Genomic DNA, 25605 nt, shown 5'->3' with positions numbered 1-25605 from the left:
TCACATGAGCCATCAGGACCATCGGGAAAATCAGGACCATCAGGACATCATTGTCGAAAAAGTAGAAGGCTGGTTGGAGATCACCATCCATCGCCCGGAGAAACTGAACTCGCTGCGAGAGACGACCGCGGAAGAGATTCTGGGCGTGCTGAGCGAGGTGGAATCGCGTCGCGACATAGCGGCCGTGATTCTCAAGGGGAGTGAAAAGGCCTTCTGCACGGGTATCGACACCAGCGAGTTCACGATCGGTGACAACGAGTATTTTGACTTCTATCGCAAGCGTCGGCGCCTGCGCAAGGTGAACCAACTGTTCCGGGAACTCCCTGGTTTCTCGAAGCCGATCATCAGCGCCATTGAGGGTTTCGCTCTAGGCGGAGGGCTGGAACTGGCGCTTGTCGGCGACCTGATTGTCGCTGGCGCCAACGCGAAGTTCGGCCTGCCCGAGATCCGGCTGGGCCTGATGCCCGGTGGCGGCGGCACGCAGACGCTGCCGCGTCTTGTTGGCCCCGCGTTGGCCAAGGAACTCATGTGGACCGGTCGACGCATCACAGCTGCCGAAGCGCGCGAGTACAGGCTGGTTAACCACGTTACCGAAGCAGGCATGGCCCTGGAGAAGTCGCGCGAACTAGCCCGCACGATCAGCGGCAATGCACCTCTGTCGGTGATGTTTACCAAGACGGTCATCGACCGCGGGATGGACCTTCCGCTCATGGAAGGGATGGCGGCGGAAGGAGATGTGTCCTTCATGCTGTACTTCACAAAAGATCGCCAGGAGGGTCTGAATGCCTTCCGCGAAAAGCGTACACCGGATTTCCGAGGAGAGTGAGAGCATGAAGCAAAAGGATATCGTGATTGGGGGATACGCAGAAACTCCCATCGACTACAAGACGGGCCGCAGCGCGTATGACCTGGCCGGGGAAGCACTCGACCAATTGCTTGCGAAGACAGGCATCGACAAGAGTGAGATTGATGGGCTGTCGGTAACCACCGCCTTGTCGGAAGCCCAGAATCCGTTCTTCGCTGTCTACATGACCGAAGCGCTTGGCCTGACACCAACATGGCTGAACTACGGGGGTATCGGCGGCTGCTCGGCTACGGGTGGCGTGGCGCGTGCCATGTCGGCAATCCGCGACGGCATGTGCAAGCTGGCTGTCGTGATGTCCTCCGATGCGCCCAGTTCCGACTGGCGCTCGAACTACGGCGCTTACCGCAGCGAGTTCCAGGACCCTCCGGGCGTGCAGGGGCCGCCCGCCACCTTCGGCCTGCTGATGAGTCGCTATATCCACCAGTACGGGCTGGACCCCGAAGCGCTGGGGAAGATCGCGATCACGCAGCGCGCGCATGCCCTGCACAACCCGAACGGTTACAAAAAGTTCCAGAAAGAACTCACCATGGAGGAGTACATGCAGTCGCGTGTCATCGCGGACCCGCTGCGCGTACTCGACAGCGTGATGTTCTGCGACGGGGCCAACGCCTTTATCGTCACCACCGAGGCGAATGCCAGGCGCCTGGGTTTGAAGAAGATGGTCTACCCGGTCGCCTATGGGGAGGTCACCAACTTCAACGGGGCCGATCCGCTGGCCGACATCACGCTGTCCGGTTTCACCAGGATAGGCCCCGAGGTTCTGCGCAAGGCAGAGCTTGCGCCCAGGGACGTCCGCATGTTCCAGCCCTACGACGACTTCACGATTGCCGTGATGATGCAGTTCGAGGCCTTCGGCTTTTGCGAGCGCGGCCAGGGCTCGGCCTACACGCTGCGCACCGATCTTTCCTTCGACGGTGACCTGCCGCTCAACACTGGCGGCGGCCAGATTTCCGCCGGCCAGCCAGGACTCGCAAGCGGCGGGCTCAACCTTGCGGAAGCCGTGCGCCAGATGTTCGGCGAAGGCGGCGCCCGCCAGGTGAACGATCCGCGCAACGCGCTGGTTACCGGCATTGGCGTCATTCCCTACGGTCGGAACTGGGGTACCAGCTCGGCCATGGTCCTGGAGGCATGAACAGCATGAACGAAACGATGAACACTCCCCCGTCCCGCCCGATCCCGAAGCAGGGCGTCTTTGTCGACAGCAAGCCGTTCTGGGACGGCATCGCGCAAGGCAAGCTGATGCTGCAGTACTGCACAGTCGCCCAGCGCTTCCAGCACTATCCGAAGCCGGTCAGCGGCTTCACGGGCCGACGCACGCTGGAGTGGCGCGAAGTCTCCGGCAAGGGCACGATCTACGCGTGCACCGTGGTGCGAATCGCCGGCCCCGGTGTCGAGGGGCGCATTCCGTTGTGCGTCGCGACCGTCGAACTGGACGAGGGCGTCCGCATCATCGCCAATGTCTTGAGATGCGCGCCAAGTGACATGGCGATCGGCAAGCGCGTGAAGCTGGCCATCGACCACTTGGCGCCCGAGCATCCGTACCCGGCCTTCGAACTCGAATAAGGAACGCCATGCGTCTCGAACAATTTATGGCGGCGCATGCGTTGCGCACGCCAGCGAAGGCGGCCGTGGTCGTCGGCGATAAGCGGTTGAGTTACGAGGATCTGCTCTGCAGTTCGCGTTCCCTGGCCGCCGGGCTACGGCGCGCCGGCGTGGTGCAAGGCGACCGGATCGTCGTGTACCTCCCCAACTGCATCGAGTTCGTGCAGGTCATGTATGCGGCGTTCACGCTAGGTGCAATCGTCATCCCGGTGAACACGCGCAACACGCCACGCGAGCTGGTCTATTTCGCGCAGGACAGCCAGGCGCGCATGTTGGTGTTTCACGCCGAGAGCGCGGCGGCGATCGAAGAGCTATCTTCCGAGTTCATGGGTGTTCGGCGCTTGTCGGTCGGTGGCGACGTGGCCGGCGCCGAATCCCTCGAGACGCTCCTGACGCGTTCCGACGAACGGCTGCCCGAGTTGGCATTGACGCCCGACGACGCCATGATCCTGTACACGTCGGGCACGACCGGGAAGCCCAAGGGTGCCATTCTTACGCACGCCAACTTCGTGATCGGCAATGCCTTCGTCAACGCGGTGGAGTGGGGTGTCACGGCCGACGATGTGTTTCTCGTCACCACGCCACTGGCGCATCGCACGGGCCTTGCGCGCCTGATGAACTCCATGGGCCTGGGTGCCACGCTGGTGGTAATGGAGCGCTTTGACGCCCAGGCGGCGGTTAACATCATCGAGCGCGAGCAGGTGAGTGCTGCCGGCATGGTGCCCACCGTCGCGCGCATGTTGATGCCGGTGCTCGAACAGCAGGCCGCGCGCTGTGCCAGCCTGCGCCACATCATCGTCACCGGCGAAGCATTTCCCGTGGAACTCAAGCGCCGGATGATCGATCATCTGCCAAAGGCACGGCTTCACTCGTTCTTCGCGATGACGGAGGTGGGATCTGTCACGGTCCTCAATCACGAGGAGCAATTCACGCACCCTGCGTCGGTCGGTCGCGTGACACCCGGTGTGCAGGTGAAGTTGATTGACGAGAAGGGCCAGCAGGTCTCCGTCGATGATGTCGGCGAGATTCTGGTGCGGTCCGGCGAGGCAGGTCGGTTCACCACAATGAAGGGGTATTTCGGGCGGCCGGAGGCGACTGCTGCGACGATCGTCGATGGCTGGGTTCACACGGGCGATATGGGTCGCTTCGACGCCGACGGCTACCTCTATATCGTCGACCGCAAGAAGGACATGGTGCTCAGCGGCGGCTTCAATATCTATACGAAAGAGGTCGAGCAAGTGCTGGCGGAGCACCCCGACGTCGCCGATGCGGCCGTGGTGGGCGTGCCCGATGACATCTTCGGAGAGGCGGTGGCCGCTTTCATCGAGCGGCATCCCGGCAGGGCGTTGAGCGTGGATGCGATCCAGGAACATACCAAGTCGCGCATCGCCAGCTACAAGAAGCCTAGGCATGTCTTCTTCGTCGACGCGCTGCCGCGCAACGGCGTTGGCAAAGTGCTCAAGGCCGATCTGCGCGAGATCGCGCTTGCGCGGCTGGCACAGCCGGTAACATGAACATGGAGCTTCGTCTGGATGCAAAGGCGTCGCACTGGATAGGAGGCGAGTGGGTGTCTTCGGGCGCGTACTTCGATTCGACCAACCCGGCCGACGCTTCGCTGATTGGAAGCGCACCGGCTGGGGGAACGGCCGAGGCGAAGGCTGCGGTCAACGCAGCCCGGCATGTCTTCTATACCACGGCCTGGCGCTACAGTCCGCGTCTGCGCGCTCGGGTACTGCTCGACATGGCCTTCCGGCTGGAGAACGATGCTCCCGCGCTTGCGCGGTTACTCACACTGGAGAACGGCAAGTTGCTGCGCGAGTCGGCCGGCGAGGTCGAGGGGGCTGCGTCAGAGCTGCGCTATTACGCCGGTATGGCTCGGAGTGCGGCCGGCCGCGTGGTGGAGCCCATGCCAGGCGTGCGCTCGCTGATTACGCACGAGGCCGCGGGTGTAGTGGCGATCATCGTGCCCTGGAATGCGCCGTTGATTCTCTTCGTGCGCTCGCTAGCCCCCGCGCTTGCAGCGGGTTGTACTGTGGTGGTCAAGGCGGCGCCGCAGACAGCGCTCTTTATGCATCGCGTGGCGCAACGCCTGTCTGAAGCCGTGGATCTGCCACCGGGCACGATCAACGTTGTGCATGAGCCTGGCAGCGACGTGTCTCAGGCGTTCGTCGCCTCGCCTGATGTCGACGTGGTCAGCTATACCGGGAGCACCGCCGTTGGCAAGACCATCATGGCCGCGGCGGCGCCGCAGCTAAAGCGTCTGTCGCTGGAACTCGGCGGCAAGGCGCCCTGCGTGGTGTGCGACGACGCGGATCTGGCCATTGCTATCCCAGCCATCCTCGAAGCGGGGACAATCCTGTCGGGCCAGCAATGCACGGCGGCGAGCCGCATCCTGGTGCACAGGAGGATTTATGACGATTTCCGCGACACCATGGTCGCGGCGATGCGGCACTTCCCCGTCGGGCCGGGCCATCTGCCGGACAGCCAAATGGGCGCCGTCATCGATATGGCAAACCGCGACCGGATCCTCGCCCTTGTCGATGAACTTGCCGACCGCCATCGCATGCTGGTGCGGGGCGGCCCGGTGGCTAATCTGCCGGCCCATGGGGCGTTTGTTTCGCCGACGCTGGTCGAAGTCGACGATCCGCAAAGCGAAGCCGTTCAGGCCGAGCACTTCGCGCCCCTGATGACGCTGGAGGTGTTCGACGACGACCGCACCGGCTTCGCGCTGGCCAATGCCACGCGCTTCGGTCTGGGGGCCAGCGTGTGGTCGCGCGACAGCGTAAGGGCGCATCGTATCGCCAGAGAACTTCGCTGCGGCACGGTGTGGATCAACGCGCATAACAAGCTCTTCGCGGAGGCCGAGGTCGGTGGCTATAAGGAAAGCGGCTTCGGTCGCCTCCATGGCGCCGAGGGCATGCACGACTTCCTCGAAATCAAACATGTCTATCAGGAGATCGGCAGCCTCTGACGCCGCCGCTATTGCAAAATGCTGAGACCCGAATCGACCACGGAAGCAGCCTTCCGGCACGAGGTGCGCGAATGGCTCGCCGCCCATGTACCCGATGCATTGCGTCACAAGACCTTCAGGCCGCTGCCCGCAGAAGGCATGCAGTGGTACAGGGCTCTTTACCAGCGCGGCTGGATCGCACCACATTGGCCGCGCGCGCACGGAGGCATGGGGGCCAGCCCGGTGCAACAGGTCATCCTCATGGAGGAGATGGCGCGCGCAGGCACGCCTGACTTTCCCACGCAGGGCCTGAACCACATCGGCCCGTTGCTGATCGCGCGCGGCACACCGGCGCAGCAGGGGCGCCACCTGCCGCCGATCCTCTCTGGCGACGCGATCTGGTGCCAGGGTTATTCCGAACCCGGCTCGGGCTCGGACCTGGCCAGCTTGCGCACCCGCGCGGAGCTGCGTGGCGATACCTTGGTCATCACCGGCCACAAGATCTGGACCACCTGGGGCCACCACGCCGACTGGATGTTCGCGCTTGTGCGCACCTCCAGCGCCGGCAAGCCGCAGCACGGCATCACCTTCGTGCTGATCGACATGACGACGCCGGGCATCCGGCGCCGGCCGATCCGCACCATCGCCGGCGACGAGGAGTTTGCCGAGGTGTTCTTCGACGACGTGGTGGTGCCGATCGAGAACGTGGTCGGCGAGATCGACAAGGGCTGGCAGGTGGCGACCGCGGTGCTGAGCGAAGAACGTCTGCGCATCGGCTCCCCGGCCCAGGCGCTGCGCGCGCTGGAGCGCCTGCGCATGATGCTGCGCGCCGCGCCGGAAGGCCGTTTGCGTGAGAGCGTGCACGAGGCCGCCGCTCTGGCCGAGGTGGAGGTCGAGACGCTGGTCGCCGCCTATCTCGAAGCCGCCGAAGCCGCGGAGCAGGGTGTCGCCGCCGACAGCTCCTATCTCAAGCTGCTCGCTACCGACACCGTGCACCTGCTGCTCGACTTGGTGCAGCGGGTGGCGGGCCAGGGCGCCGCACTGCGCGACGCCATTCGCCATGGCGACGACCTGCTCGACGCCACGGAAATGTTCCTGCAGGCACGCCGCCTCGGCATCTATGGCGGCAGCAGCGAAGTGCAACGCAACATCATCGCGACGCGGGTGCTCGGCCTGCCCGTCGCTGGGAGCAAGGCATGAACGCCGAACACGCCGCGCAGCTGCGCATGATTGGCGAGAGCGCCGCGGGCTTCGCGGCCACGCACGGCGGTACCGCACGTGCACGGCAGGTGCATGAGGGCGGTGCGGCATTGGAGGCGGCCACGTGGAAGGCCATCGCCGGACTCGGCTGGCTAGGCATCGCGGTGCCCGAGGCGAATGGAGGACTTGCGCTCGACGCCCCGGCCGCCGCAGTGGTCGCGGAAGAGGCCGGGCGCGCGCTGATGACGCCACCGCTGACGATGGGCATGGCCGCCGCGTTCTTGCTTGCCAAAGGCCAGGGCGCCGCCGAGGAGGCGTTGCAGACGCTGATGATGGGCGCGGGGCACGTCGCGTTTGCGGCCGCTGCGGTCGGGACGGATGCCACGGTCAGGGCGCCGCTGGTGCCGGACGGTGACGCCGCCAACCAGTGGCTGGTGGCACTAGGCGAGGGTCGTGATTTCGAGGTGCGGCTGTTGCGCAGGGGCCTGCCTGGAATAGTTTGCAACACCCGCGCCGCGGTAGACGGCAGCCGGCTCGCCGACCTATCCATCGATCACGCCGCCTGGAGCGACGCGCCGCGTGTGCTGTCGGGCTCGGTCGGGCAGGCGGCATGGCAGAGCGGTAGGCACCTGCTGTGGCTGGGCGACGCCGCCTACCTCTGCGGCCTGATGGACGCGGCGCTGCGCCTTGCCCTCGACTACCTGTGCCTGCGCCGGCAGTTCGGCGTGCCCATCGGCAGCTTCCAGGCACTGCAGCACCGTGCCACCGCTTGCTACGTGGACCTCAAGGCCACGCGCGCGCTGGTGCACGAATCGGCGCGCGCCTTCGGCGGCGGGCGCGAGGCTTGGGCTGCGGCTGCGAGCGTGCACCGCGCCGCCGCGGCTGCGCTGCGTGTCACCAAGGAGGTGGTGCAGTTCCACGGCGCGATCGGCTTCGCCGACGAGCACGACGCGGGCTTGTACCTGCGGCGGGCTCTGACCGTCGGCGCGCGCCATGCGGAGGACGCGTTCGCGCAACTTGCCCCGACGGCGCGGACCGGTTGACGCCATCTCATCCCTCGGCGAGAAGAAAAAGGAGACAACAAAGTGAGCTACCCCAAGATCATTTTTTCAGGGCGGGTTTTCACGCCCGAGTGGATGGAAGCCGAGGTCGAGCGCGTGAGCGCCGGCCTGCAGGCAGCCGGCGTGCAGCACGGACAGACCGTGGCCGTGATGATGCGCAACTGCCCGGCCTATGCTGCGCTGATCCTGGCCTGCCGGCGTGCTGGCGTGTACTTCGTGTCGCTCAACTGGCATTGCAAGGCGCCGGAGGCAGCGTTCATGCTGGAGGACAGCGGGGCCGGCCTGCTCTTCGTCCACGACGACCTGATCGCCCAGGTGATCGCGGGCGTGCCCGAGCGCGTCGCCATCGTGAGCGTGTCGGCCGACGAAGCGAAGCCACTGCCCGATGTCTCGGGGCGCGCTGCGTCGTGGGCCACCTTCGGCGTCGGTGCACCGCCGATGGCACCGCGGCCGCGCCTGCATTTCGGTTCGGTGCAATACACTTCAGGCACCACCGGCAAGCCCAAGGGCGTGCGGCGCCTGGCGCTGTCTCCCGAAGTGCGCGAAGAGCTGGAGCAGGAGTCGCGCCGCATCGGGCGCATCGCCTCGGGCATGGCGCCCGGGGTGACCGCTATGCTCTGCGCGCCGATCTACCACAGCGCGTCGACGCAGTACCTGGTACAGGCCTGCGACGCTGGTGCCACGCTGATCCTGGAGCCGGCCTTCGACGCGCTGCGCACGCTCCAGCTCATCGAGCAACACGCGGTGACGCACGCCTACCTGGTGCCCACCATGTACCGCCGGCTTCTCGCGCTCGGCGATGCGGAGCGTGTGCGCCACAGCGTCGCCACGCTGCGCCACGTGGCGTCCACGGGCTCGCCGTGCGCGCCGGAGGTGAAGCGCAGGATGATCGAGTGGTTCGGCCCGGTGATCACCGAGGCCTATGGCGCCAGCGAGACCGGCTATGTCACCTTCATCGATTCGCCCACCTGGCTGGAGAACCCCGGCTCGGTCGGCCGGGCGCTAGGGCCGGCGAAGCTGCGCATCCTCGATGATGAGGGCCAACCGCTGCTGGCCGGTCAGGTCGGTGCCATCTACGTGCGCCAGCCCGCGCTGCCCGACTTTACCTACGTCAACAACCAGGCAGCGCGCGACGCGATGGAAATGGATGGCCTGGTGGGGCTCGGCGATGTGGGCTACCTCGACACACGGGGCTTTCTGTACATCTGCGACCGCCGCACCGACATGATCATCTCGGGCGGCGTCAACATCTACCCTGCCGAGGTCGAAGCCGTGCTGCAGGGCATGCCCGGGGTGGCCGACTGCGCGGTCTTCGGCATCCCCGACGACGAGTACGGCGAGGCCGTCGCGGCGGCGGTGCAACTGCGGCCCGGCGCGCGGCTCGATGCGAGCGGGATCAAGGCCTTCCTGCGCGAGCACGTCGCCAACTTCAAGGTACCGCGCGTCATCGACTTCCACGCGGCGCTGCCACGAGAGGACACGGGAAAGATCTTCAAGCGCCTGCTGCGCGAGCCTTACTGGCGCGATCAAGCCCGTCGAATCTGAGTTCGACTTTGCCGGGGACAACAGAAGGAGACAAGCATGAAGAAAATCAGGATCAAGGCCGCGCTGTGCCTGGCCGGCGCGCTCGCCCTGCAGCCGCCCATCTGGGCGCAAGCTGCCACGGCCACCCCGACGCCGGGCAAGCCGGTCCGCATCGTCGTCACGGTGCCGCCGGGTGGTGGCATCGACACCATTGCGCGCCGCCTGGCGGCCAAGGTGGCGCCCGCAGTCGGACAGCCGGTGATCGTGGAGAACCGGCCAGGCGCATCGGGCATGCTCGGCGTGGACAACATCGTCAAGTCGGCGCCGGATGGCAGTTCGCTGATTCTGGCCGCGGGCTCCACCATCACGGTGCTGCCGCATCTGATGAAGAAGRTGCCCTACGACGCGACCAGGGATCTCACGCCGATCACACAGATCGGTGTCACGCCGCTGGTGATGCTGGTCAAGGCCGAGAGCCCGGCGAAAGATCTCGCCGACTTCGTCGCCGCGGCCAAGGCCAGGCCCGGCACGCTGAGCTATGGCTCCTATGGCAACGGCACGCTCGGCCACCTGATCGGCGAGGTCTTCAAGCACGAGGCTGGCGTCGACCTGGTCCACGTGCCTTACAAGGGCTGTGCCGCTGCCATCAATGACCTGATCGGCGGGCAGGTGAGCGCAGTGTTCTGCGACATCGGTTCATCCGCCGCTTTCCTGCAGCCGGGCGGCCGACTGCGCGGCCTGTCCATCACCGGCACACGGCGAATCACGGCATATCCCACTGTTCCGACCTTTTCCGAGGCCGGTTATCCCACGCTCGGCCCGCTGGTCGGCTGGCTCGGCATTTTCGGGCCGGCCAATATGTCCAAGCCGCTGGTCGATGCGCTCGTGGCCGACTTTGGGAGCGTGATGAAGACCGCGGACATGCGCTCCGCACTCGCGCAGGTTGGCTACGAGATAGGCGGCCCGTCCGCCGCCGGTTTCGCAAAGACAGTGCAACAGGACACGCAGGTGTGGGGTCAACTGATCCAGCGCATCGGCGGCATCGCGCTGGAATGAGGCCAAGGTCATGCGCGAAGCCGTTATCGTCGCCACTGCCCGCACGCCGCTCACCAGGTCGTTTCGCGGCGAGTTCAACATCACGCCCGGTCCGGCACTGGCCGCCCACGCGGTGCGCGCCTGGCTGGTCACGTGCTGCTCGAAAGACGGCGCCGCAGGGCGAAGTATGCGGTGGTGACCATGTGCTCCGGCGGCATGGGTGCGGCCGGGCTCTTTGAAATATTCCGAGGCTTGCGATGGACTTGAACTTCACTACCGCCGAAGAGGCCTTCCGGGCCGAGGTGCGCGCCTTCCTCGCGGAGCGGCTGCCCGCCTCGCTAAGCACCAAGGTGGCCGAGGGCCGGACGCTGGGCAAAGCCGAGATGCAGCAGTGGCACGCCATCCTGCAGTCGCGCGGCTGGCTCGCGAGCCACTGGCCGCGCGAGCACGGCGGGCCGGGCTGGAACGCGGTCCTGCGCTACATCTTCGAGTACGAATGCGCGTTGGCCGATGCGCCGCGCACCGTGCCGTTCGGCCTGATCATGCTCGGGCCGGTGCTGATCCGGTATGGCACCGAGGCACAGAAGAAGCACTGGTTGCCGCGCATCCTCGACGGCTCCGACTGGTGGTGCCAGGGTTATTCCGAGCCCGGAGCGGGGTCGGACCTGGCGTCACTGACGACCACGGCCGTGCGCTCCGGCGACCACTACATCGTCAACGGCCAGAAGACATGGACCACGTTGGCGCAGCACGCCAACATGATCTTCTGCCTGGTGCGCACCGCCAGGGAGAAGCGCAAGCAGGCCGGCATCAGCTTCCTGTTGATCGACATGACTTCGCCCGGCGTCCAGGTGCGGCCGATCGTCACGCTGGATGGCGAGCATGAAGTCAACGAGGTGTTTTTTACCGACGTGCGCGTGCCGGTCGAAAACCTTGTGGGTGAGGAGAACGACGGCTGGACCTGCGCCAAGTATCTCCTCACGCATGAGCGCAACGCGGGTATCGGCTTCTCGGTCGTGGCGCTTCAGCGCCTGAAGGCGGTAGCGGCCAAGGTCATGAGCAACGGCCAGCCGCTGGGCCACGACCCGGCCTTCGCGGCACGCATGGCGCGCGTCGAGATCGACCTGGAGAACCTCAAGACGACCAATCTGCGCGTCACTGCCGCGGTCGCGAACGGTGGCGCGCCGGGACCGGAAAGCTCCGCGCTGAAGATTCTGGGTAGCGAGATCCGGCAGGAACTGGCCTCGCTCATCCGGCGCGCCGTCGGGCCATACGCGCAGCCGCAGTTGGGCGATGCGCAGGCCCTGGCGGGTGGGCCGGTGGAGGCCGCGACCGCGAGCGCGCAATACCTCAACAACCGCAAGCTGTCGATCTTCGGCGGCTCCAACGAGATTCAGCGCGACATCATCGCCAAGACGATGCTGCACCTGTGAAGGAGGGCGAATGAACTTCGAACTGACCGACGAGCGGAGGATGCTGGCCGACACGCTGCGCCGCTTCATCGCGGAGCAGTACAGCTTCGAGCGGCGCGAGCGCATCGCCGCATCGGCCGAGGGCTACAGCGCAGCGCTGTGGCAGCGCTTCGTCGAACTGGGCGCGGTCGGCGCACTCTTCGAGGAAATCGATGGTGGCTTCGGCGGCAGTGGCTTTGACATCGCGGTGGTGTTTGAGACCATTGGCGGCGGACTGGTGCTCGAACCGTTCCTGGCTACGCTGATGAGCGGCACGGCCCTCGCGCTAAACAGCAGCGGTGCGCATCGCGACTTGCTGGCCGACATCCTCGGCGGTCGCGTCCTGGCGGCTTTCGCACACGGCGAGCCTGGTTCGCGGTACGAGCACGCGCGCGTGGCGACGCGGGCGCGCCGTGTCAAAGGGCATTGGGTGCTCGACGGTGCCAAGGCGGTGGTTCGTCACGGCGAACAGGCCGGCTTCTTCATCGTCTCGGCGCGCACCGCGGGCAACGACGACGAGATGGCGGGCCTGTCGCTCTTCGTGTTGCCGGCGGACACTGCGGGGCTGGAGTTGCGCGGCTATGCACTTGTGGACGGGGGGYGCGGTGCCGATCTTGTGCTCGACGGCGTGCGCCTTTCCGACGGGGCGCTGATCGGCATCGAGGGCGAGGCCTTCGACGCCATCGAGCGCACCCTGGGGCATGGTGTGCTGGCGCTGTGTGCACAGGCACTCGGCGCGATGGAGGCCGCCAATGCGAGGACACTCGACTACCTGCGCACGCGCAAGCAGTTCGGCGCACCTATCGGCAGCAACCAGGCATTGCAGCACCGCATGGTCGACCTCTGGCTGGGCATCGCGCAGTCGCGCTCGAGCGTCATCAATGCGGCCAACGCGCTCCAGGCTGGGCGCATCGAGCGCGAGCGGGCTCTGTCGGCCGCCAAGGTCACGCTCGGCCGCGTGGGCACGCGCGTGGCCGAGGAGTGCATTCAGATGCACGGCGGTATCGGCATGACGTGGGAGCTGCCACTTTCGCACCTTGCCAAGGGCCTCGTCATGACCGACCACGCGCTGGGCGACGAGGACTACCACCTGGCACGCTACGTGAAGCTGGGACGCCGTTGAGGCTGCACCTCGCAGCGGCGCGGTTGGCAAAGGAGGGGTAGGCTGGCGCCATGTCCACCGTTTGGCCGCGAGCGGGGGCTAGATGAACTCTAGCCGTACACCGAGGAGAAGGCGCACAGATCCTTCTCTGAAGGATCCGGCACTTGCCAAAGGGCGGGCACTGGCGAGCCAGGCCGGCATGCGAGCGCTGGGGGGCATGCGTTCAGATATAATAAAAAGTCATTCCTCATGACAATGGCCGCATGGCGCGACGCATTCCCCCCCTGAATCCCTTGCGCGTGTTCGAGGTCGTTGCGCGGACCCAGAACCTGACGCTGGCGGCGCAGGAGTTGCATGTCTCGCAATCGGCGGTTAGCCGCCAGACCCGCGGATCTGGCTATCCAATTTGGTGACGGACGCTGGCCACGAGTAAACAGCGACTTTCTTTTTCCCGACGAGATCGAGCCGGTGTGCACGCCGGATTACCTGAAGGGGCATCGTGGACCGCGGGGGAAGCTGGAATCGCTACTGCACCACCGCCTGCTGGTTTCCCACTATCGCCGCAACGACTGGGACGACTGGTTGATATTTGCCGGGATGGCCGAAGCCGCGACAGGCACCGAGCGAATGAGCTTCGGCAGTTCGGTTCTTACCTGGCAGGCGACGCTTGACGGGTTGGGCATTGCCATCGGCCAGATTGCCATGCTGAAAGCCGAGATTGAGGCAGGGCGGCTGGTACGTCCCTTCGCGCTGCCCTACCGCGGTGAGAAGGCCTACTACCTGGTACGCCCGAAGGTGCAGCGTGAGGCCAGAAAGATCGCTGTGTTTCGCGACTGGCTTCTTGAAACGGTCGCGATGGAGGCCGGCCGGGCGAACGACCGGTGAGCCCTCGACGCATGGCGCCATGGGCGACACAGGTTAGCTGACATTACATTTTGTTCTGGCTGGGTGCCAAACGCGAAGTTCACAACGCTGCTCCGATGGACGATCCTGACAACAGTCAACAGTCCAGATAAGCGAGGCAGACATGAACTTTGAACTCAGCGAAGAGCACCAGGCGTTTGCGGAATCGGTGCGGCGTTTCGCCCAGGACAAGCTAGCCCCCGGTGCACTCGAACGTGCCCATTCCGCCCAATATCCCTGGGATGCCGCACAAATGCTGGCAGAACAGGGCTTGCTTGGCATCGCGTTCCCTGAGGAAGATGGCGGACAAGGCGGCACCTTGATGCACGCCGTGATCGCGATCCAGGAAGTGGCCCTGGTGTGTCCCAAGAGCGCGGATATCGTGCAGGCGGGCAACTTCGGTCCAATCCGCACCTTCGTGGAGTACGCAACGGCGGAGCAGAAGGCGCGTTTCCTGCCTGACCTGCTGGCAGGGAAAAAGCTCATTGCGCTCGGCATGACCGAACCGGAAGCCGGCTCGGCCGTCACGGAACTGAAGACCTCGGCAAGGCGTGACGGCGATCACTATGTGATCAACGGCAGCAAGATCTTCTCGACGCACAGTCCCGAGGCAGAGTTGTTCCTGATCTACGTGCGCTTTGGTCCGGGCGTCGGCGGGATTGGCTCGGTGCTGGTGGAGCGCGGCGCGCCGGGCTTTCAGGTGGGTGAGCCGTCGAAATTCATGAGCGGCGAAGCGTGGTGCCAGCTCTATTTCGAGGACTGCCGCATTCCGGCCAACAACCTCTTGCTTGGTGAAGGCGGCTTCAAGCGACAGATTTCCGGCTTCAACGTTGAACGTCTCGGCAATTCGTCGCGATCGCTGGCGCTGGGCCGCCACTGCTTCAACGTCGCCCGGGAGCACGCCAGGATTCGCAAGCAATTTGGTCGCGAACTGTGCGAATTCCAGGGGATCCAGTGGAAGTTTGCCGAAATGGCATTGAAGCTGGAATCCGCGCAACTGCTGCTGTACCGCGCCGCCATGGAGGGTGAGCATGGCCTGCCTTCGGCGCATAGCACGGCCATGGCGAAACTGGCTTGCAACCAGGCCGGATGGGATGTCGCCAACGAAGCGCTGCAAGTAATGGGTGGTATGGGCTACAGCCAGGAGTCGATTGTCGAATACTGCCTGCGCCGGATCCGCGGCTGGATGATCGCCGGCGGCTCGATTGAAATGCTGAAGAACCGGATTGCCGAAGGCGTGTTCGAGCGTTCGTTCTCGCAGCGCCCCCCCAAGGCTGGCTGACGCGCCCGCACCCCATAATCAAAATCGAACCGGAGACAACCATGTTTGCAAGACTAAGCCGCGCCCCAGCGCTCTCGCTGGCTTCGCTGGTGCTGGCACTGGGAAGCGGCGGCGCCAGCGCGGACCCCGCATCTGAGTATCCGAACCGGCCTGTGCGCGTGGTCGTTGGCTATCAGGCAGGCGGCCCTACCGATGTGGTTGCGAGGCTGCTGGCCAAGCAATTGCAGACTACGTTCGGGCAGCCGTTCGTGGTGGAGAACAAGCCCGGCGCCGGCTCCAATATCGCCTCAGACCAGGTCGCCGGCGCCAAGGCCGACGGCTATACGCTGCTGTTTGCTGCAGCGCCGATCGCCTCGAACGGATTCGTCTACAAGAATCTGAAGTGGGACGTCCGCAAGAGCTTTGAGCCGATCTCGCAGGTCATGTCGGCACCTGCGATCCTGGCAGTGAGCCCGACCTTGCCTGTGCATACGGTTGCGGAACTGATCGCGCTCGCCAAGAAGCAACCGGGGAAGCTGTCGTTTGCCTCGACCGGGACTGGCGGCACCCAGCACCTGGCCGGGGAAATGCTAAAACAACACGCCGGCATCAACATGATCCATGTCCCCTACAAGGGCGCGTCGGGCGTGATTACCGACCTGATCGCAGGCAATGTTTCCATGGCATTCATGACCTCGGTCTCCGCGATGCCGTATCTCAAGGCCGGGCAATTCCGTCCCATCGCGGTGACGGCGCCGAAGCGGCTGGCGCTGCTGCCCAACGTGCCAACCATGGCGGAAGCCGGTGTGCCCGGACTCGAAGTGGATTCCTGGAGCGGCCTGTTCGCCCCGGCTGGTACGCCGCGACCTATCGTCGAGAAGCTGCAGCAGGCTGTCATCAAGGCGGTCGGGACCACGGAAATGCGGGACAACCTGCAGCCGCAAGGGGCTGTGCTGGTGGGCAATACATCGAGTGAGTTCAAGGCCTATATCGACAAGGATGTCGAGCACATGGCCAAGACCTTCAAGACAGTGAAAGTAACGTTGGACTAAACATGAATACCGCTTCGAACCAACCTGATCATGCACTCGCCCAAGCTCTGCTGGCCCCCCGCAGCGTCGCACTGTTCGGTGCCTCGGACGATGCTGCGAAGACTGCAGGGCGGCCCCTGAAGTTCTTGCGTGCCGCGGGATACGCAGGGAAGGTCTACCCGGTCAATCCGAACCGGCAGACTGTCCAGGGCGAGACCGCATATCAGAGCCTGGCCGCGCTGCCGGAGGTTCCGGAGCATGTCTTTATCCTGACGCCGACCGACACGGTGCTGGATGCGGTGCGCGAATGCGCGCGTCTTGGCGTCAAGGTCGTCACCATCCTGGCGAGCGGGTTCTCGGAATCCGGGCCGGATGGCGCCGCACGGGAGGAAGCGCTGCGCGAACTGAGCCGCGCCACCGGGGTCCGCGTGCTGGGGCCAAGCAGTCTTGGCGTAATCAATCCGGAGGCGGGGCTCGTGCTCACCGCGAATGCCGCGTTTGCCGAGCCGGAGCTGCCGCGCGGGAAGGTCTTCGTGGCATCCCACAGCGGCAGCATGATTGGCGCGCTGGTCTCACGGGGCAAGGCACGTGGCGTGGGCTTCGCCGGCCTGGTATCGGTTGGCGGCGAGGCTGATCTCTGTGTCGGCGAGATCTGTGCCGCAACCCTGGACGATCCGGGTATCGAAGGCTATTTGCTGTTCCTGGAAAGCCTGCGCCACGGTGACAAATTGCGAGCCTTTGCGCTGGAGGCGGCCAAACGGGGCAAGCCGGTGATTGCCTACAAGCTGGGGCGCTCAGCTGCAGCCGCTGAAATGGCTGCCACCCACACCGGCGCGCTGGCGGGCGAAGACGACATTGCCGATGCCTTCCTGAAGGATCTGGGCATTGCCCGCGTTGGCGTTATCGAAGCGCTGCTTGAAGCGTTCCCGCTGGCCAGGCGCATTCCGCTTGAAGCCGAGGGTGCCCCGCGGCGGCGCGTCGGGGTCGTCACCACGACGGGCGGCGGCGCAGCCATGGTGGTCGACCAACTTGGCATCCGCGACGTGGTGGTAGAGCCGGCATCGCCGGCCACGCTGGCCAGGCTCGAAGCAGCCGGAATCGCTGTCTCCGCCGGCCGCGTGCTGGATCTGACCCTGGCCGGCACGAACTATGGCGTCATGAAAGGTGCCCTCGACATTATGTTTGACGCCCCCGAGTTTGACGTGGTGCTGGCGGTGGTGGGCTCCTCTGCTCGCTTCCAGCCCCAGCTCGCAGTCAAGCCGATCACCGACAGCGCGGCGAGCCGCAAGCCGCTCGCGGCAATGCTGGTGCCGGACGCGCCCGAAGCGCTTGCGTCGCTGACCAAGGCAGGCGTGCCGTGCTTCCGGTCGCCGGAGGCCTGCGCGGATGCAATTGCGTCCGTGCTTGCCCGCAGGTTACCGGGGGTGCAGCCCACGGCTGGCGTTGCGCCAGCGGTATCGGCAACGCCGCTGAACGAGGCGCAGGCATACGGCATCCTGGACGAGGTCGGTGTGCCGCATGCACCTGCAGTCACGCTGCCGTTGGCCGGGCCGGCAGGCCGGCTTCCGTTCGATTTCCCGGTCGTAGCGAAGGTATGCTCGGAAGAGATTCCGCACAAGACCGAAGTCGGCGGCGTGGTGCTCGGTATTCAGGACCACGCCCAGCTTGACGCGGCACTGGCGACGCTGCGACAGAACCTGGCGGAGCGCGCGCCGGGCAAGCGCTGCGATGAAGTCCTGGTGCAGCCGATGAGCAAGGGTCTGACGGAAGTGCTCGTAGGCTACCGCGTCGATGCCGAAGCGGGTCCGATCGTGATGCTGGCGGCCGGTGGCATCTGGGCCGAAGTCGCGCGTGACCGCAGTATCCGGCTCGCGCCGGTCAGCGTCGAGGTAGCGCGTGAAATGATTACCGAGGTGAAGGCGCTGAAAACAGTCTCGGGTTTGCGGGGTAAACAGCGGGGGGACCTGGAAGCCCTCGCCAGGGCCGTTTCCGCACTCTCGCAGCTCGCAGTGAAGCCGGACCTGCGGATTGCCGAGGCGGAAGTGAATCCGCTCATGGTGTTCCCGGAAGGCCACGGGGTACTGGCGGTAGATGCACTGGTGCTGAAGTGGTGACAAGGGCATCGCCCGCTTGCAACAGGCCAGGGACCGATGACCTGCTCAGCCGGCTCGATGCCATGGCCGTGGTTCACCGGGTCCAGTGCGGCGGCGCGCAGGTCGTGTGGCGGCAGTTCGGGCAAGGTTCGCCGCTGGTGCTGATCCATGGCGGGCATGGTAGCTGGATGCACTGGATCAGGAATATCGAGGCGCTAGGCAGGGAGCATACGCTGTGGCTGCCCGACCTACCCGGCTTTGGCGACTCCGGCACCCTCGACGGCGATCCGCACGCCACCGACCGCCTTGCGCGGCTGGTCGGCACAGTGGCAGGCAGCCTCGACGATTTACTGGGTCGCACCAGCAGGTTCGGGCTTGCAGGCTTTTCCTTTGGCGGGGTCGTTGCGGCTCACATGGCGGCAAGCATGCCCAATGTCGAGCGGCTGGCATTGCTGGGCTCCGCCGGCCATGGCGGCCCCCGGCGCCAGGGGGCGGAAATGGTCAACTGGCGCACGGACGACCGCGGCCAGATGCTCGCTGCGCTCAGGCACAACCTGGGCGCGCTCATGCTGCACGACCAGGGCAGCATCGACGCACTTGCCATGGATCTGCATGAGCGCATGTGCAAGGCCACCCGGTTCCATAGCAAGGCGCTTTCCAGAAAGCCGCTGCTGCGCGATGCGCTATCGAGTTTCAGTGGCCCGACGCTACTGATGTGGGGCGAGCACGATGTCACTGCGCAGGCGGTCGAGGCCGCACAGCAACTCGCCAGCGGAGTATCGCATCGCGACTGGTGCGTGGTACCCGGAGCGGGGCATTGGGTCCAGTATGAACGCCCGCTCGAAGTCAACCAGCTATTGTCGCGATGGTTTTCGCGCGCCTGAAGCAGCGGTCGGGACGGGCGGCGTGGGGCGCCAGGATTCATGAATAGAATTCACGACAACTTGCCGATATTCCCGGCTAGTTCCAACTCTCCTGCCACGGTAACCTTCGTGGATCAATGCCGGTCGCTTCCGTAGCGCAGTCTGATGGCGAGCATGACTCGCGCCGGCACACCAGGAGTAATGATGATCAAAGTGACACCGATCGGCTCACAACCATCAAAGGACGGGCCGGAGGAATTCTTTACCGGTAGCGTACGAATCGATTCCCTTTTTCAGGCGGAAGCGCCGGCGCGCGTCGGCGGTGCGACAGTGATCTTCGGGCCGGGAGCACGCACTGCATGGCATAGCCATCCACTCGGCCAGACGCTGCTTGTCACGGCAGGCACGGGCCTCGTGCAGCAATGGGGCGCGCCGGTCCAGACGATCCGCTCCGGGGATCTGGTCTGGATCCCTCCATCCACCAAGCATTGGCACGGCGCGACGGCGGCCACGAGCATGACGCACATCGCCATCGCGGAGTCTCTCGATGGCAAGGTAGTGGACTGGATGGAACAAGTTTGCGCCGAGCAGTACGAGGGGAGCGCYTGACAGGGGACCGCTCGATAGCATGTCGAGTGGGTGACATCACATCAACGAGGAACATAGCTATGCTTGGCACCGTTCTCTATGGCCCGCGCGACGTGCGCTACGAAGAGCGCCCGGAGCCGCGGATTCTGAAACCAACCGACGCCGTCATCCGCCTGTCGGCGAGCTGCATCTGCGGTTCTGATCTTTGGCCGTATCGCGGGCTCAACGAGGTCACGGAACCGCAGGCGATGGGGCACGAGTATTGCGGCATCGTCGAGGAGGTCGGCAGCGAGGTCACGTCGGTGCGTCCGGGTCAGTTTGTGGTCGGTTCGTTCTGCCTTTCCGACAACACATGCCCACATTGCCGCTTCGGATATCAGTCCTCATGCCAGCAGCGCGAATTCATGAGCGGTGCGCAGGCGCCGCGCGCGCGCGTGCCGCTGGCCGATGGCACGCTGATCGCGACGGCGGAGCTGCCGCCCGAGGATCTGATACCGAGCCTGCTAGCGGTGTCGGATGTGCTGGGAACCGGTTGGTATGCGGCGGACGCGGCAAACGTGCGGCCGGGCTCTACGGTAGTCGTGGTTGGCGACGGTGCCGTTGGGCTGATGGGCGTGCTGGCCGCCAGGCAGATGGGCGCCGGGCGCATCATTGCGATGAGCCGCCACAAGACGCGCCAGGACCTTGCGCTGGAGTTCGGTGCGACCGACATCATCACGGAACGCGGCGATGCCGGTGTGCAGCGGATCAAGGAAATGACTCATGGTATCGGGGCGGATTCAGTCCTGGAATGCGTCGGGACGCGCGAAGCGATGATGCAAGCCATCGATGCCACACGGCCGGGCGGATCGGTTGGCTATGTCGGGGTGCCGCATGGCGTCGAGCTGGAAGGCCAGCGGCTGTTCTTCACCCAGACGCGGCTGCATGGCGGTCCCGCCCCGGTGCGGCGCTATCTGCCAGACCTCATCGATCTCGTGCTCCAGCGCAAGATCGAGCCGGGCAAGGTGTTCGACTTGAAGCTGCCGCTCGCCGAGGTGGCCGAGGGCTACAAGGCGATGGACGAGCGCCGGGCGATCAAGGTGCTGCTGCAGCCCTGACTGTGCCACCACTGCATCGGCTTGGATGTGAGACAACTAGCCGATAGAATCCACACATCTTCTTGAGCTGGATTCGTGAATGCCACGCGAAAACTTCAATGATCTGCTGGCCTTCATTGCTGTCGCAAGGGAGCACAGCTTCACGCGCGCCGCGGGGCAGCTGGGCGTCTCGCAGTCGGCGCTCAGCCATTCGATCCGGTCTCTGGAATCCCGCCTTGGCGTGCGTTTGCTGACACGTACGACGCGCAGCGTGTCGACCACGGCGCCGGGCGAACGCTTGCTTCAGTCCGTTGCGCCGCAGTTTGAAGAGATCGAGGCGGAGTTATCGAACGTGGGTGAGTTGCGCGACAAGCCCGCCGGAACGCTGCGCATCACCGCGACCGAGCATGCGGCCAATACGGTGTTGTGGCCAAGACTGGTGGACGTGCTGCCGCGGTATCCGGACATCCGTATCGAGGTCTGCATTGACTACGGGCTGACCGACATTGTGGCGAACCGGTTCGATGCAGGGATTCGGCCGGGCGACCAAGTGGCCAAGGACATGACCGCCGTACGCATCGGCCCGGATATGCCAATGGCGGTGGTCGCCACCCCAGGATACTTTGCGACGCGGCCGCAACCTGCGGCTCCACAGGAGCTGACCGGGCATTGCTGTATCAACCTGCGCTTGCCGACGCAAGGTGGCCTGTATGCGTGGGAATTCAAGAAGGGGAGGCGTTCATTGCAGGTGCGGGTGAATGGCCAGCTCGTGCTCGACAATGTCGCGCAGATCGTTGCGACATGTCTGGCCGGATTCGGGATCGGCTATGTGCCACTGAGCGCCGTGGATACGGCCATTGCGCAGGGCCAGCTGGTGCGGGTGCTGGCAGACTGGTCGCCGGTCTTTCCGGGCTATCACCTTTACTACCCCAATAGCCGACACTCGTCGCGCGCGCTTGCCGTGCTGGTGGAGGCGCTGCGCGAGAACGTGTGAACGGTCGACGGGCGCATCGGCCGTCGATTGCTGGAATCGCCGCGCCAGATCGCCGAACTCGATGTGGTCTTGCGCAACGATGCCGTCCTTGCCGGCCAACGATGCCAGGGAGCGGCTGCGGCCGTTCGCCCGGATGGTTCCGTTGGCAAAACTGGCGTCGGAGACGTTCATGCCGGCCCGTCAATGACTATGTCGGGCACGACGCCCCCGCCCTTTGCGCGGCGAGGTGCCGCGAGAGCAGTGACGTAGCCAGGCTGCCGATGCCGGCCGCACCCATGATCCATGCCATGGTCCAGGGGGTGCCGTCCGAAAACCAGCCAACCATGGCGGCACTCAGGATGCCGCTGCCGTAGTGCATGGCGCCGACTACCGACGATGCCGAGCCAGCCTTGTGCGGAAACGCGGCAAGCGCGCCGGCCACCGAGTTGGCGACGATAAAGCCGTTCATGGACATGTACACGAAGATAGGCAGGACCAGGCCGGTCAGACCGCCCCAGCCGAAGCGGGCGTCCAGCGCAAGGACCACACCCGAAATCGCCAGGACCCAGGTGCCCAGGTGAAAGAGGCGCTCGCTTCCAAGTGTCTTCAGCAGGCGTGCGTTGACAAAATTGGCCGCCATCATCCCAATGATGTTCACGCCGAACAGCAGGCCGTAAGCCCGAGGGGTGACATGGTAATAGTCGATGTAGGCAAACGGCGTCGCGACAATAAACGTATAGGCCCCGGCATAGAAGAATCCGCCCGAGAAGGCATAGCCGATCAGCCGCGGGTCGCTGACGAGCGCGAGGTAGTCCCGCACGACATGGCGCATCGGCGTGGTCGTCCGGCGGGCGGGCGGCAGCGTTTCCGGCAATGCCCGCAATGCAAACATCGTCAGCAGGCCCACGATGGCAAGGCTCCAGAAGATGCCTTGCCAGGACCACCACGCCAGGATCTGGCTACCGAGCAAGGGGCCCAGCAGCGGCGCCACGCCCATGATCAGGATCAGCGTCGACAGGACGCGCGCCGCATCGTCGCGCGCGTACAGATCGCGGACCATGGCACGTGACAGCACCGGCCCGACACAGGCGCCGAGGGCCTGGACCACCCGCCATCCCATCATCTGCCAAACGCTCGTTGACATTGCGCATCCGGCCGAACCAATAGTGAACAGGACCAGGCCGAGTGCAATGGGCAGTCGCCTGCCATGACGGTCTCCGACGGGGCCCCAGATCAGTTGGCCAATGCTGAACCCGATCAGGAATGCGGAGAACGTCAGTTGGAGGCTGGCCGGGTTCGCATGCATCATCCGGCTGATGGTCGGCAGCGCGGGCAGGTACATGTCCGTCGAGATAGATGCGAACGACATCAGCGCGCTGAGGATCAGCATCAGCCGCAGCGTTGCCTCGGGCTGTGCGGCGTGGGTCGGGGCGGTCGGTGACTGGGGCGGGATCATGCGTTCTGAAAGCAGGGGCGGGTTTGCCCCCAAACTGGGCGTTTTTGGTTACCCCAATGCTACGGACTGCCGAGCCGCAGATTAAGACAGCAACGGCGCATGTGATCTTGAGCCAGATTCATGAATGGCGTCCAGTTTGGCCGCCCCCGGACGCCATCACCGAACGGAATCAGCGCCGATGCCGCAACGCCTCGACCACGATGGCGAGTGCGCGGGACGATTGCCGGCGGCTGGGATAGTAGAGGTAGTAGCCGGGATAAGGCTGGCACCAGTCGTCGAGCACGCGGATCAGGCTGCCGTTGGCGATATGCTCCAGCGCCATGCCTTCAGGCACATAGCCCAGGCCTTGCCCGGCCAGCGCCGCGCGCAACATTGGCGAACTGCTATTGAAGGTCCAGCGCCCGTTCACGCGCGCCTTGAGACTGTGCTTGCCCTTGGCAAATTCCCACTGCAGCAGGCTACCGTAGGTTGGCAGCCGGAGATTGATGCAGTCGTGTGCGGACAGATCCTGTGGATGCTTCGGCTGCTTGCGTCCGGAAAAATAGGCCGGGGAGCCGACCACGGCCATGCGCTGGTCTGGGCCGATACGCACGGCAATCATGTCCTTCGCCACCTGATCGCCAATGCGAACGCCTGCATCGTAGCGCTGCGACACGATGTCCGCCAGCGAGTAATCGACCGTAATCTCGACGTGGATGTCGGGATAGTCCTTCAGGCCCTCCAACAGCTTTGGCCACAACACGCTGTTGGCGGCGTGTTCGGCCGAATTGATCCGGATCGTGCCGGCCGGCTTGTCCCGGAACTCGCCAATCGCGGACAACTCGGCGTCGATGTTGTCGAACCGTGGCGCGACGCTGGCGAACAAGCGCGCGCCGGCTTCGGTGGTCGAGACATTGCGCGTCGTGCTGACCAGCAGCTTGACGCCAAGCCGGGCTTCGAGTCCCCGCACTGCATGGCTCAACGCGGACGGTGTCACGTCCAGCTTCGCCGCCGCGCGCGTAAAGCTGCCCTCGCGCGCAACATGGACGAAAGCGAGCAAATCATTGATGTCTTCTCTTGCCATGCGGGCCTTTGGCTCAGGTTCGTATCCGTGCGTATGGTATCCGGCAGTTCCCGATCTGGTCCTACAAAAGTAGTCCCGACGCCAAGCGGCTGGCCGGGTTGGCAGACAGTGGTGCAATACCCTCGCTGTCTTGCGTGGGCGATGCCTCGTAGCACCCTTTCACGAATTTTGTCCCATACATCACCTTGGCGCGTTGCGAGCGTCGACCCGCAGTATGAGTGCCTGCGCATTCAGTGCCTTTTCTCAATGGCTGTGGCTGTGCCACATTGCTACCGGACACAATCGGACCGCTGTGCCTTCCGCCTCGCTCGCGGTAGATCGGCGGCCCCGCAATTGATTCCTGTTGAGAAACCGTGTTTTTCCATCGCCGCCGAGCATGACGACGCATGCGTGGGCTCCGCGGGATATCATGGTCGAAGGCCGTCGCTTCAGGAGAACCGCTCACGAAGCCGCGGGCGGATGAATCCAGGCCGGAAGCTGCTGCACTAATTGCTTGGCCGCCGCGCGCACTTCTGCCACGGCTTGCTCGATGATGGGCGACRAGGATGAGCCCTTGCGCCTGACGATGCCGACGGATCGGATCGGGCCATCCTCGATCTGGCAGAGGCGCATGCCCCGCAAATCCAGCAACGGCATGATGCCCAGGTAGGGTTGGATCGCGATTCCCACCTCTTGGCGCACGAACCCCGCTGCGGTGGCCACCTGGTCAAACGAGAGCTTCGGCCGGAAGACGATGCCTCGCTGCAGGAAGGCCGCGTTCACGTACTCCTTGGCGGTGCTTGCGTCGGTGCCGCTGATGAGCGGCAGTTCGGGAAGCTCTTCCATGCGCATGACTGGCCGCACCATCTTTTTCCATGCTGCTGGTGCCAGAAGGGCAAAACGGTCGCGCATGATTTCCTCGTACTCCAGTTCGGGGTGCGAGGGGGCGGCGGAGGCCAGGGCGAAATCCACCTGGTAGTTGATCAGGCGCTGGATCGTGGAGGCGTTGGTGCCGTCGTAGATGGTGAAGCGTGTCCCGGCGAAGCGGCTCTCCAGTTTGGCGCACACGCCCGGAAGCACGGTGTTCGCCAGCGATGAGATAGCGGCGATGGCCATATGGTGGGCCTCCAGGTCGGTCAGGCTCTGCAGGCGTTGAAGGCCGCTGTCGAATTCGCCTACGACGCGCCTTGCCAGCGAGGTCATGCGCTCGCCGACCGGCGTCAGGCGCACCGAGCGCGTCGAGCGCTCGAACAGAACGACGCCCAGCGCATCCTCCAGGTCCTTCACGGCCTTGCGCAGCGATGGTTGCGTCACGAAGAACTGCTCGGCCGTGCGGCTGAAGTTGAGCGACTTGGCAAGGGCCAGGAAGATCCGGAGTTGGCGGGGTGTCACATTCACTCTGTCATCCTTTCGTCGTGCGGATTCGATGGCTTCACGGCGCAGCGAGTAGGCGGGATGGCGCTCTAGTACAACATCCCGTAAATAGATTTAATAATTATCAGGCTGTAGGTACGGCTCCAGGAGCGTGA

Annotated in this window: 24 protein-coding genes; 21 read left to right on the top strand and 3 right to left on the bottom strand. The window is 64.8% G+C overall.

All coding sequences use genetic code 11. The annotated features are described in order from the left end of the window. Window positions 1-4: 4 nt before the first annotated feature. The 21 genes from AC1DO7_RS13720 to AC1DO7_RS13620 all read left to right on the top strand — a co-directional run bounded on the left by AC1DO7_RS13720 (window position 5) and on the right by AC1DO7_RS13620 (window position 21599). The gene (locus tag AC1DO7_RS13720; protein ID WP_441622324.1) at window positions 5-826 is read left to right on the top strand and encodes an enoyl-CoA hydratase/isomerase family protein; all 822 of its coding nucleotides are present in this window, start codon (window positions 5-7) and stop codon (window positions 824-826) included. Window positions 827-830: 4 nt separating this feature from the next. Continuing rightward, entirely contained in the window at window positions 831-1997 is a 1167-nt protein-coding gene (locus AC1DO7_RS13715) for a thiolase family protein (RefSeq protein ID WP_441622322.1), read from the top strand. Between the two features lie 5 nt (window positions 1998-2002). Beyond that, window positions 2003-2428, top strand: coding sequence for a Zn-ribbon domain-containing OB-fold protein (locus AC1DO7_RS13710; RefSeq protein ID WP_477116234.1), 426 nt, complete (start codon window positions 2003-2005; stop codon window positions 2426-2428). An 8-nt stretch (window positions 2429-2436) separates the two neighbouring features. After that, complete coding sequence (locus AC1DO7_RS13705) at window positions 2437-3981, top strand: class I adenylate-forming enzyme family protein (RefSeq protein WP_441643564.1); 1545 nt, start codon at window positions 2437-2439, stop codon at window positions 3979-3981. Further along, on the top strand, window positions 3978-5438 hold the full coding sequence (locus AC1DO7_RS13700) for an aldehyde dehydrogenase family protein (RefSeq protein ID WP_441622316.1): 1461 nt from the start codon (window positions 3978-3980) through the stop codon (window positions 5436-5438). The genes AC1DO7_RS13705 and AC1DO7_RS13700 overlap by 4 nt, the downstream gene beginning before the upstream one ends. A gap of 18 nt (window positions 5439-5456) precedes the next feature. Beyond that, window positions 5457-6617, top strand: a complete 1161-nt coding sequence (locus AC1DO7_RS13695; protein WP_441622314.1) for an acyl-CoA dehydrogenase family protein — start codon at window positions 5457-5459, stop codon at window positions 6615-6617. Continuing rightward, a complete protein-coding gene (locus tag AC1DO7_RS13690; RefSeq protein ID WP_441622312.1) occupies window positions 6614-7660 on the top strand; it encodes an acyl-CoA dehydrogenase family protein in 1047 nt (348 codons plus the stop codon). Before AC1DO7_RS13695 ends, AC1DO7_RS13690 begins: the two co-directional genes overlap by 4 nt. 42 nt (window positions 7661-7702) lie before the next feature. After that, window positions 7703-9223 (top strand): AMP-binding protein, encoded by a 1521-nt coding sequence (locus AC1DO7_RS13685; protein WP_441622310.1) that lies wholly within the window; start codon window positions 7703-7705, stop codon window positions 9221-9223. Window positions 9224-9259: 36 nt separating this feature from the next. Next, window positions 9260-10258: a Bug family tripartite tricarboxylate transporter substrate binding protein gene (locus AC1DO7_RS13680; RefSeq protein ID WP_477116233.1), complete on the top strand. Its 999-nt coding sequence runs from the start codon at window positions 9260-9262 to the stop codon at window positions 10256-10258. A gap of 10 nt (window positions 10259-10268) precedes the next feature. Further along, entirely contained in the window at window positions 10269-10436 is a 168-nt protein-coding gene (locus AC1DO7_RS13675; protein ID WP_441622307.1) for a hypothetical protein, read from the top strand. A gap of 58 nt (window positions 10437-10494) precedes the next feature. Beyond that, on the top strand, window positions 10495-11670 hold the full coding sequence (locus AC1DO7_RS13670) for an acyl-CoA dehydrogenase family protein (RefSeq protein ID WP_441622305.1): 1176 nt from the start codon (window positions 10495-10497) through the stop codon (window positions 11668-11670). Between the two features lie 10 nt (window positions 11671-11680). Continuing rightward, entirely contained in the window at window positions 11681-12811 is a 1131-nt protein-coding gene (locus AC1DO7_RS13665; RefSeq protein WP_477116232.1) for an acyl-CoA dehydrogenase family protein, read from the top strand. 242 nt (window positions 12812-13053) lie between these two features. Continuing rightward, window positions 13054-13203, top strand: coding sequence for a LysR family transcriptional regulator (locus AC1DO7_RS13660; protein WP_477116231.1), 150 nt, complete (start codon window positions 13054-13056; stop codon window positions 13201-13203). Then, entirely contained in the window at window positions 13145-13675 is a 531-nt protein-coding gene (locus AC1DO7_RS13655; protein ID WP_477116230.1) for a LysR substrate-binding domain-containing protein, read from the top strand. The genes AC1DO7_RS13660 and AC1DO7_RS13655 overlap by 59 nt, the downstream gene beginning before the upstream one ends. A gap of 142 nt (window positions 13676-13817) precedes the next feature. Continuing rightward, entirely contained in the window at window positions 13818-14975 is a 1158-nt protein-coding gene (locus AC1DO7_RS13650; RefSeq protein ID WP_441622299.1) for an acyl-CoA dehydrogenase family protein, read from the top strand. Between the two features lie 89 nt (window positions 14976-15064). Then, window positions 15065-16006 carry a Bug family tripartite tricarboxylate transporter substrate binding protein gene (locus tag AC1DO7_RS13645; protein WP_441643562.1) on the top strand — a complete coding sequence of 314 codons (942 nt, stop codon included), beginning with the start codon at window positions 15065-15067 and terminating at the stop codon, window positions 16004-16006. A gap of 2 nt (window positions 16007-16008) precedes the next feature. Next, a complete protein-coding gene (locus AC1DO7_RS13640) occupies window positions 16009-18099 on the top strand; it encodes an acetate--CoA ligase family protein (RefSeq protein ID WP_441622295.1) in 2091 nt (696 codons plus the stop codon). A 137-nt stretch (window positions 18100-18236) separates the two neighbouring features. After that, the gene (locus AC1DO7_RS13635) at window positions 18237-18962 is read left to right on the top strand and encodes an alpha/beta fold hydrolase (RefSeq protein WP_441622293.1); all 726 of its coding nucleotides are present in this window, start codon (window positions 18237-18239) and stop codon (window positions 18960-18962) included. A gap of 180 nt (window positions 18963-19142) precedes the next feature. Beyond that, window positions 19143-19550, top strand: coding sequence for a (R)-mandelonitrile lyase (locus AC1DO7_RS13630; protein ID WP_441622291.1), 408 nt, complete (start codon window positions 19143-19145; stop codon window positions 19548-19550). Window positions 19551-19609: 59 nt separating this feature from the next. After that, on the top strand, window positions 19610-20626 hold the full coding sequence (locus AC1DO7_RS13625) for a zinc-dependent alcohol dehydrogenase family protein (RefSeq protein WP_441622289.1): 1017 nt from the start codon (window positions 19610-19612) through the stop codon (window positions 20624-20626). 79 nt (window positions 20627-20705) lie between these two features. Next, complete coding sequence (locus tag AC1DO7_RS13620) at window positions 20706-21599, top strand: LysR family transcriptional regulator (protein ID WP_441622287.1); 894 nt, start codon at window positions 20706-20708, stop codon at window positions 21597-21599. Between the two features lie 187 nt (window positions 21600-21786). Here AC1DO7_RS13620 and AC1DO7_RS13615 read toward each other — a convergent pair whose 3' ends face one another. The 3 genes from AC1DO7_RS13615 to AC1DO7_RS13605 form a co-directional block, all read right to left on the bottom strand. Next, window positions 21787-23034, bottom strand: coding sequence for a Bcr/CflA family multidrug efflux MFS transporter (locus AC1DO7_RS13615; protein ID WP_441622285.1), 1248 nt, complete (start codon window positions 23032-23034; stop codon window positions 21787-21789). A 169-nt stretch (window positions 23035-23203) separates the two neighbouring features. After that, window positions 23204-24097 (bottom strand): LysR family transcriptional regulator, encoded by an 894-nt coding sequence (locus AC1DO7_RS13610; RefSeq protein ID WP_441622283.1) that lies wholly within the window; start codon window positions 24095-24097, stop codon window positions 23204-23206. Window positions 24098-24538: 441 nt separating this feature from the next. Next, window positions 24539-25468 (bottom strand): LysR family transcriptional regulator, encoded by a 930-nt coding sequence (locus tag AC1DO7_RS13605; protein ID WP_477116238.1) that lies wholly within the window; start codon window positions 25466-25468, stop codon window positions 24539-24541. Window positions 25469-25605: the final 137 nt, after the last annotated feature.

This window comes from Cupriavidus sp. 05N40 (assembly GCF_056397305.1).
Note: the sequence above shows the minus strand (reverse complement) of the source record. Positions and strands in the feature narration are given on the sequence as shown.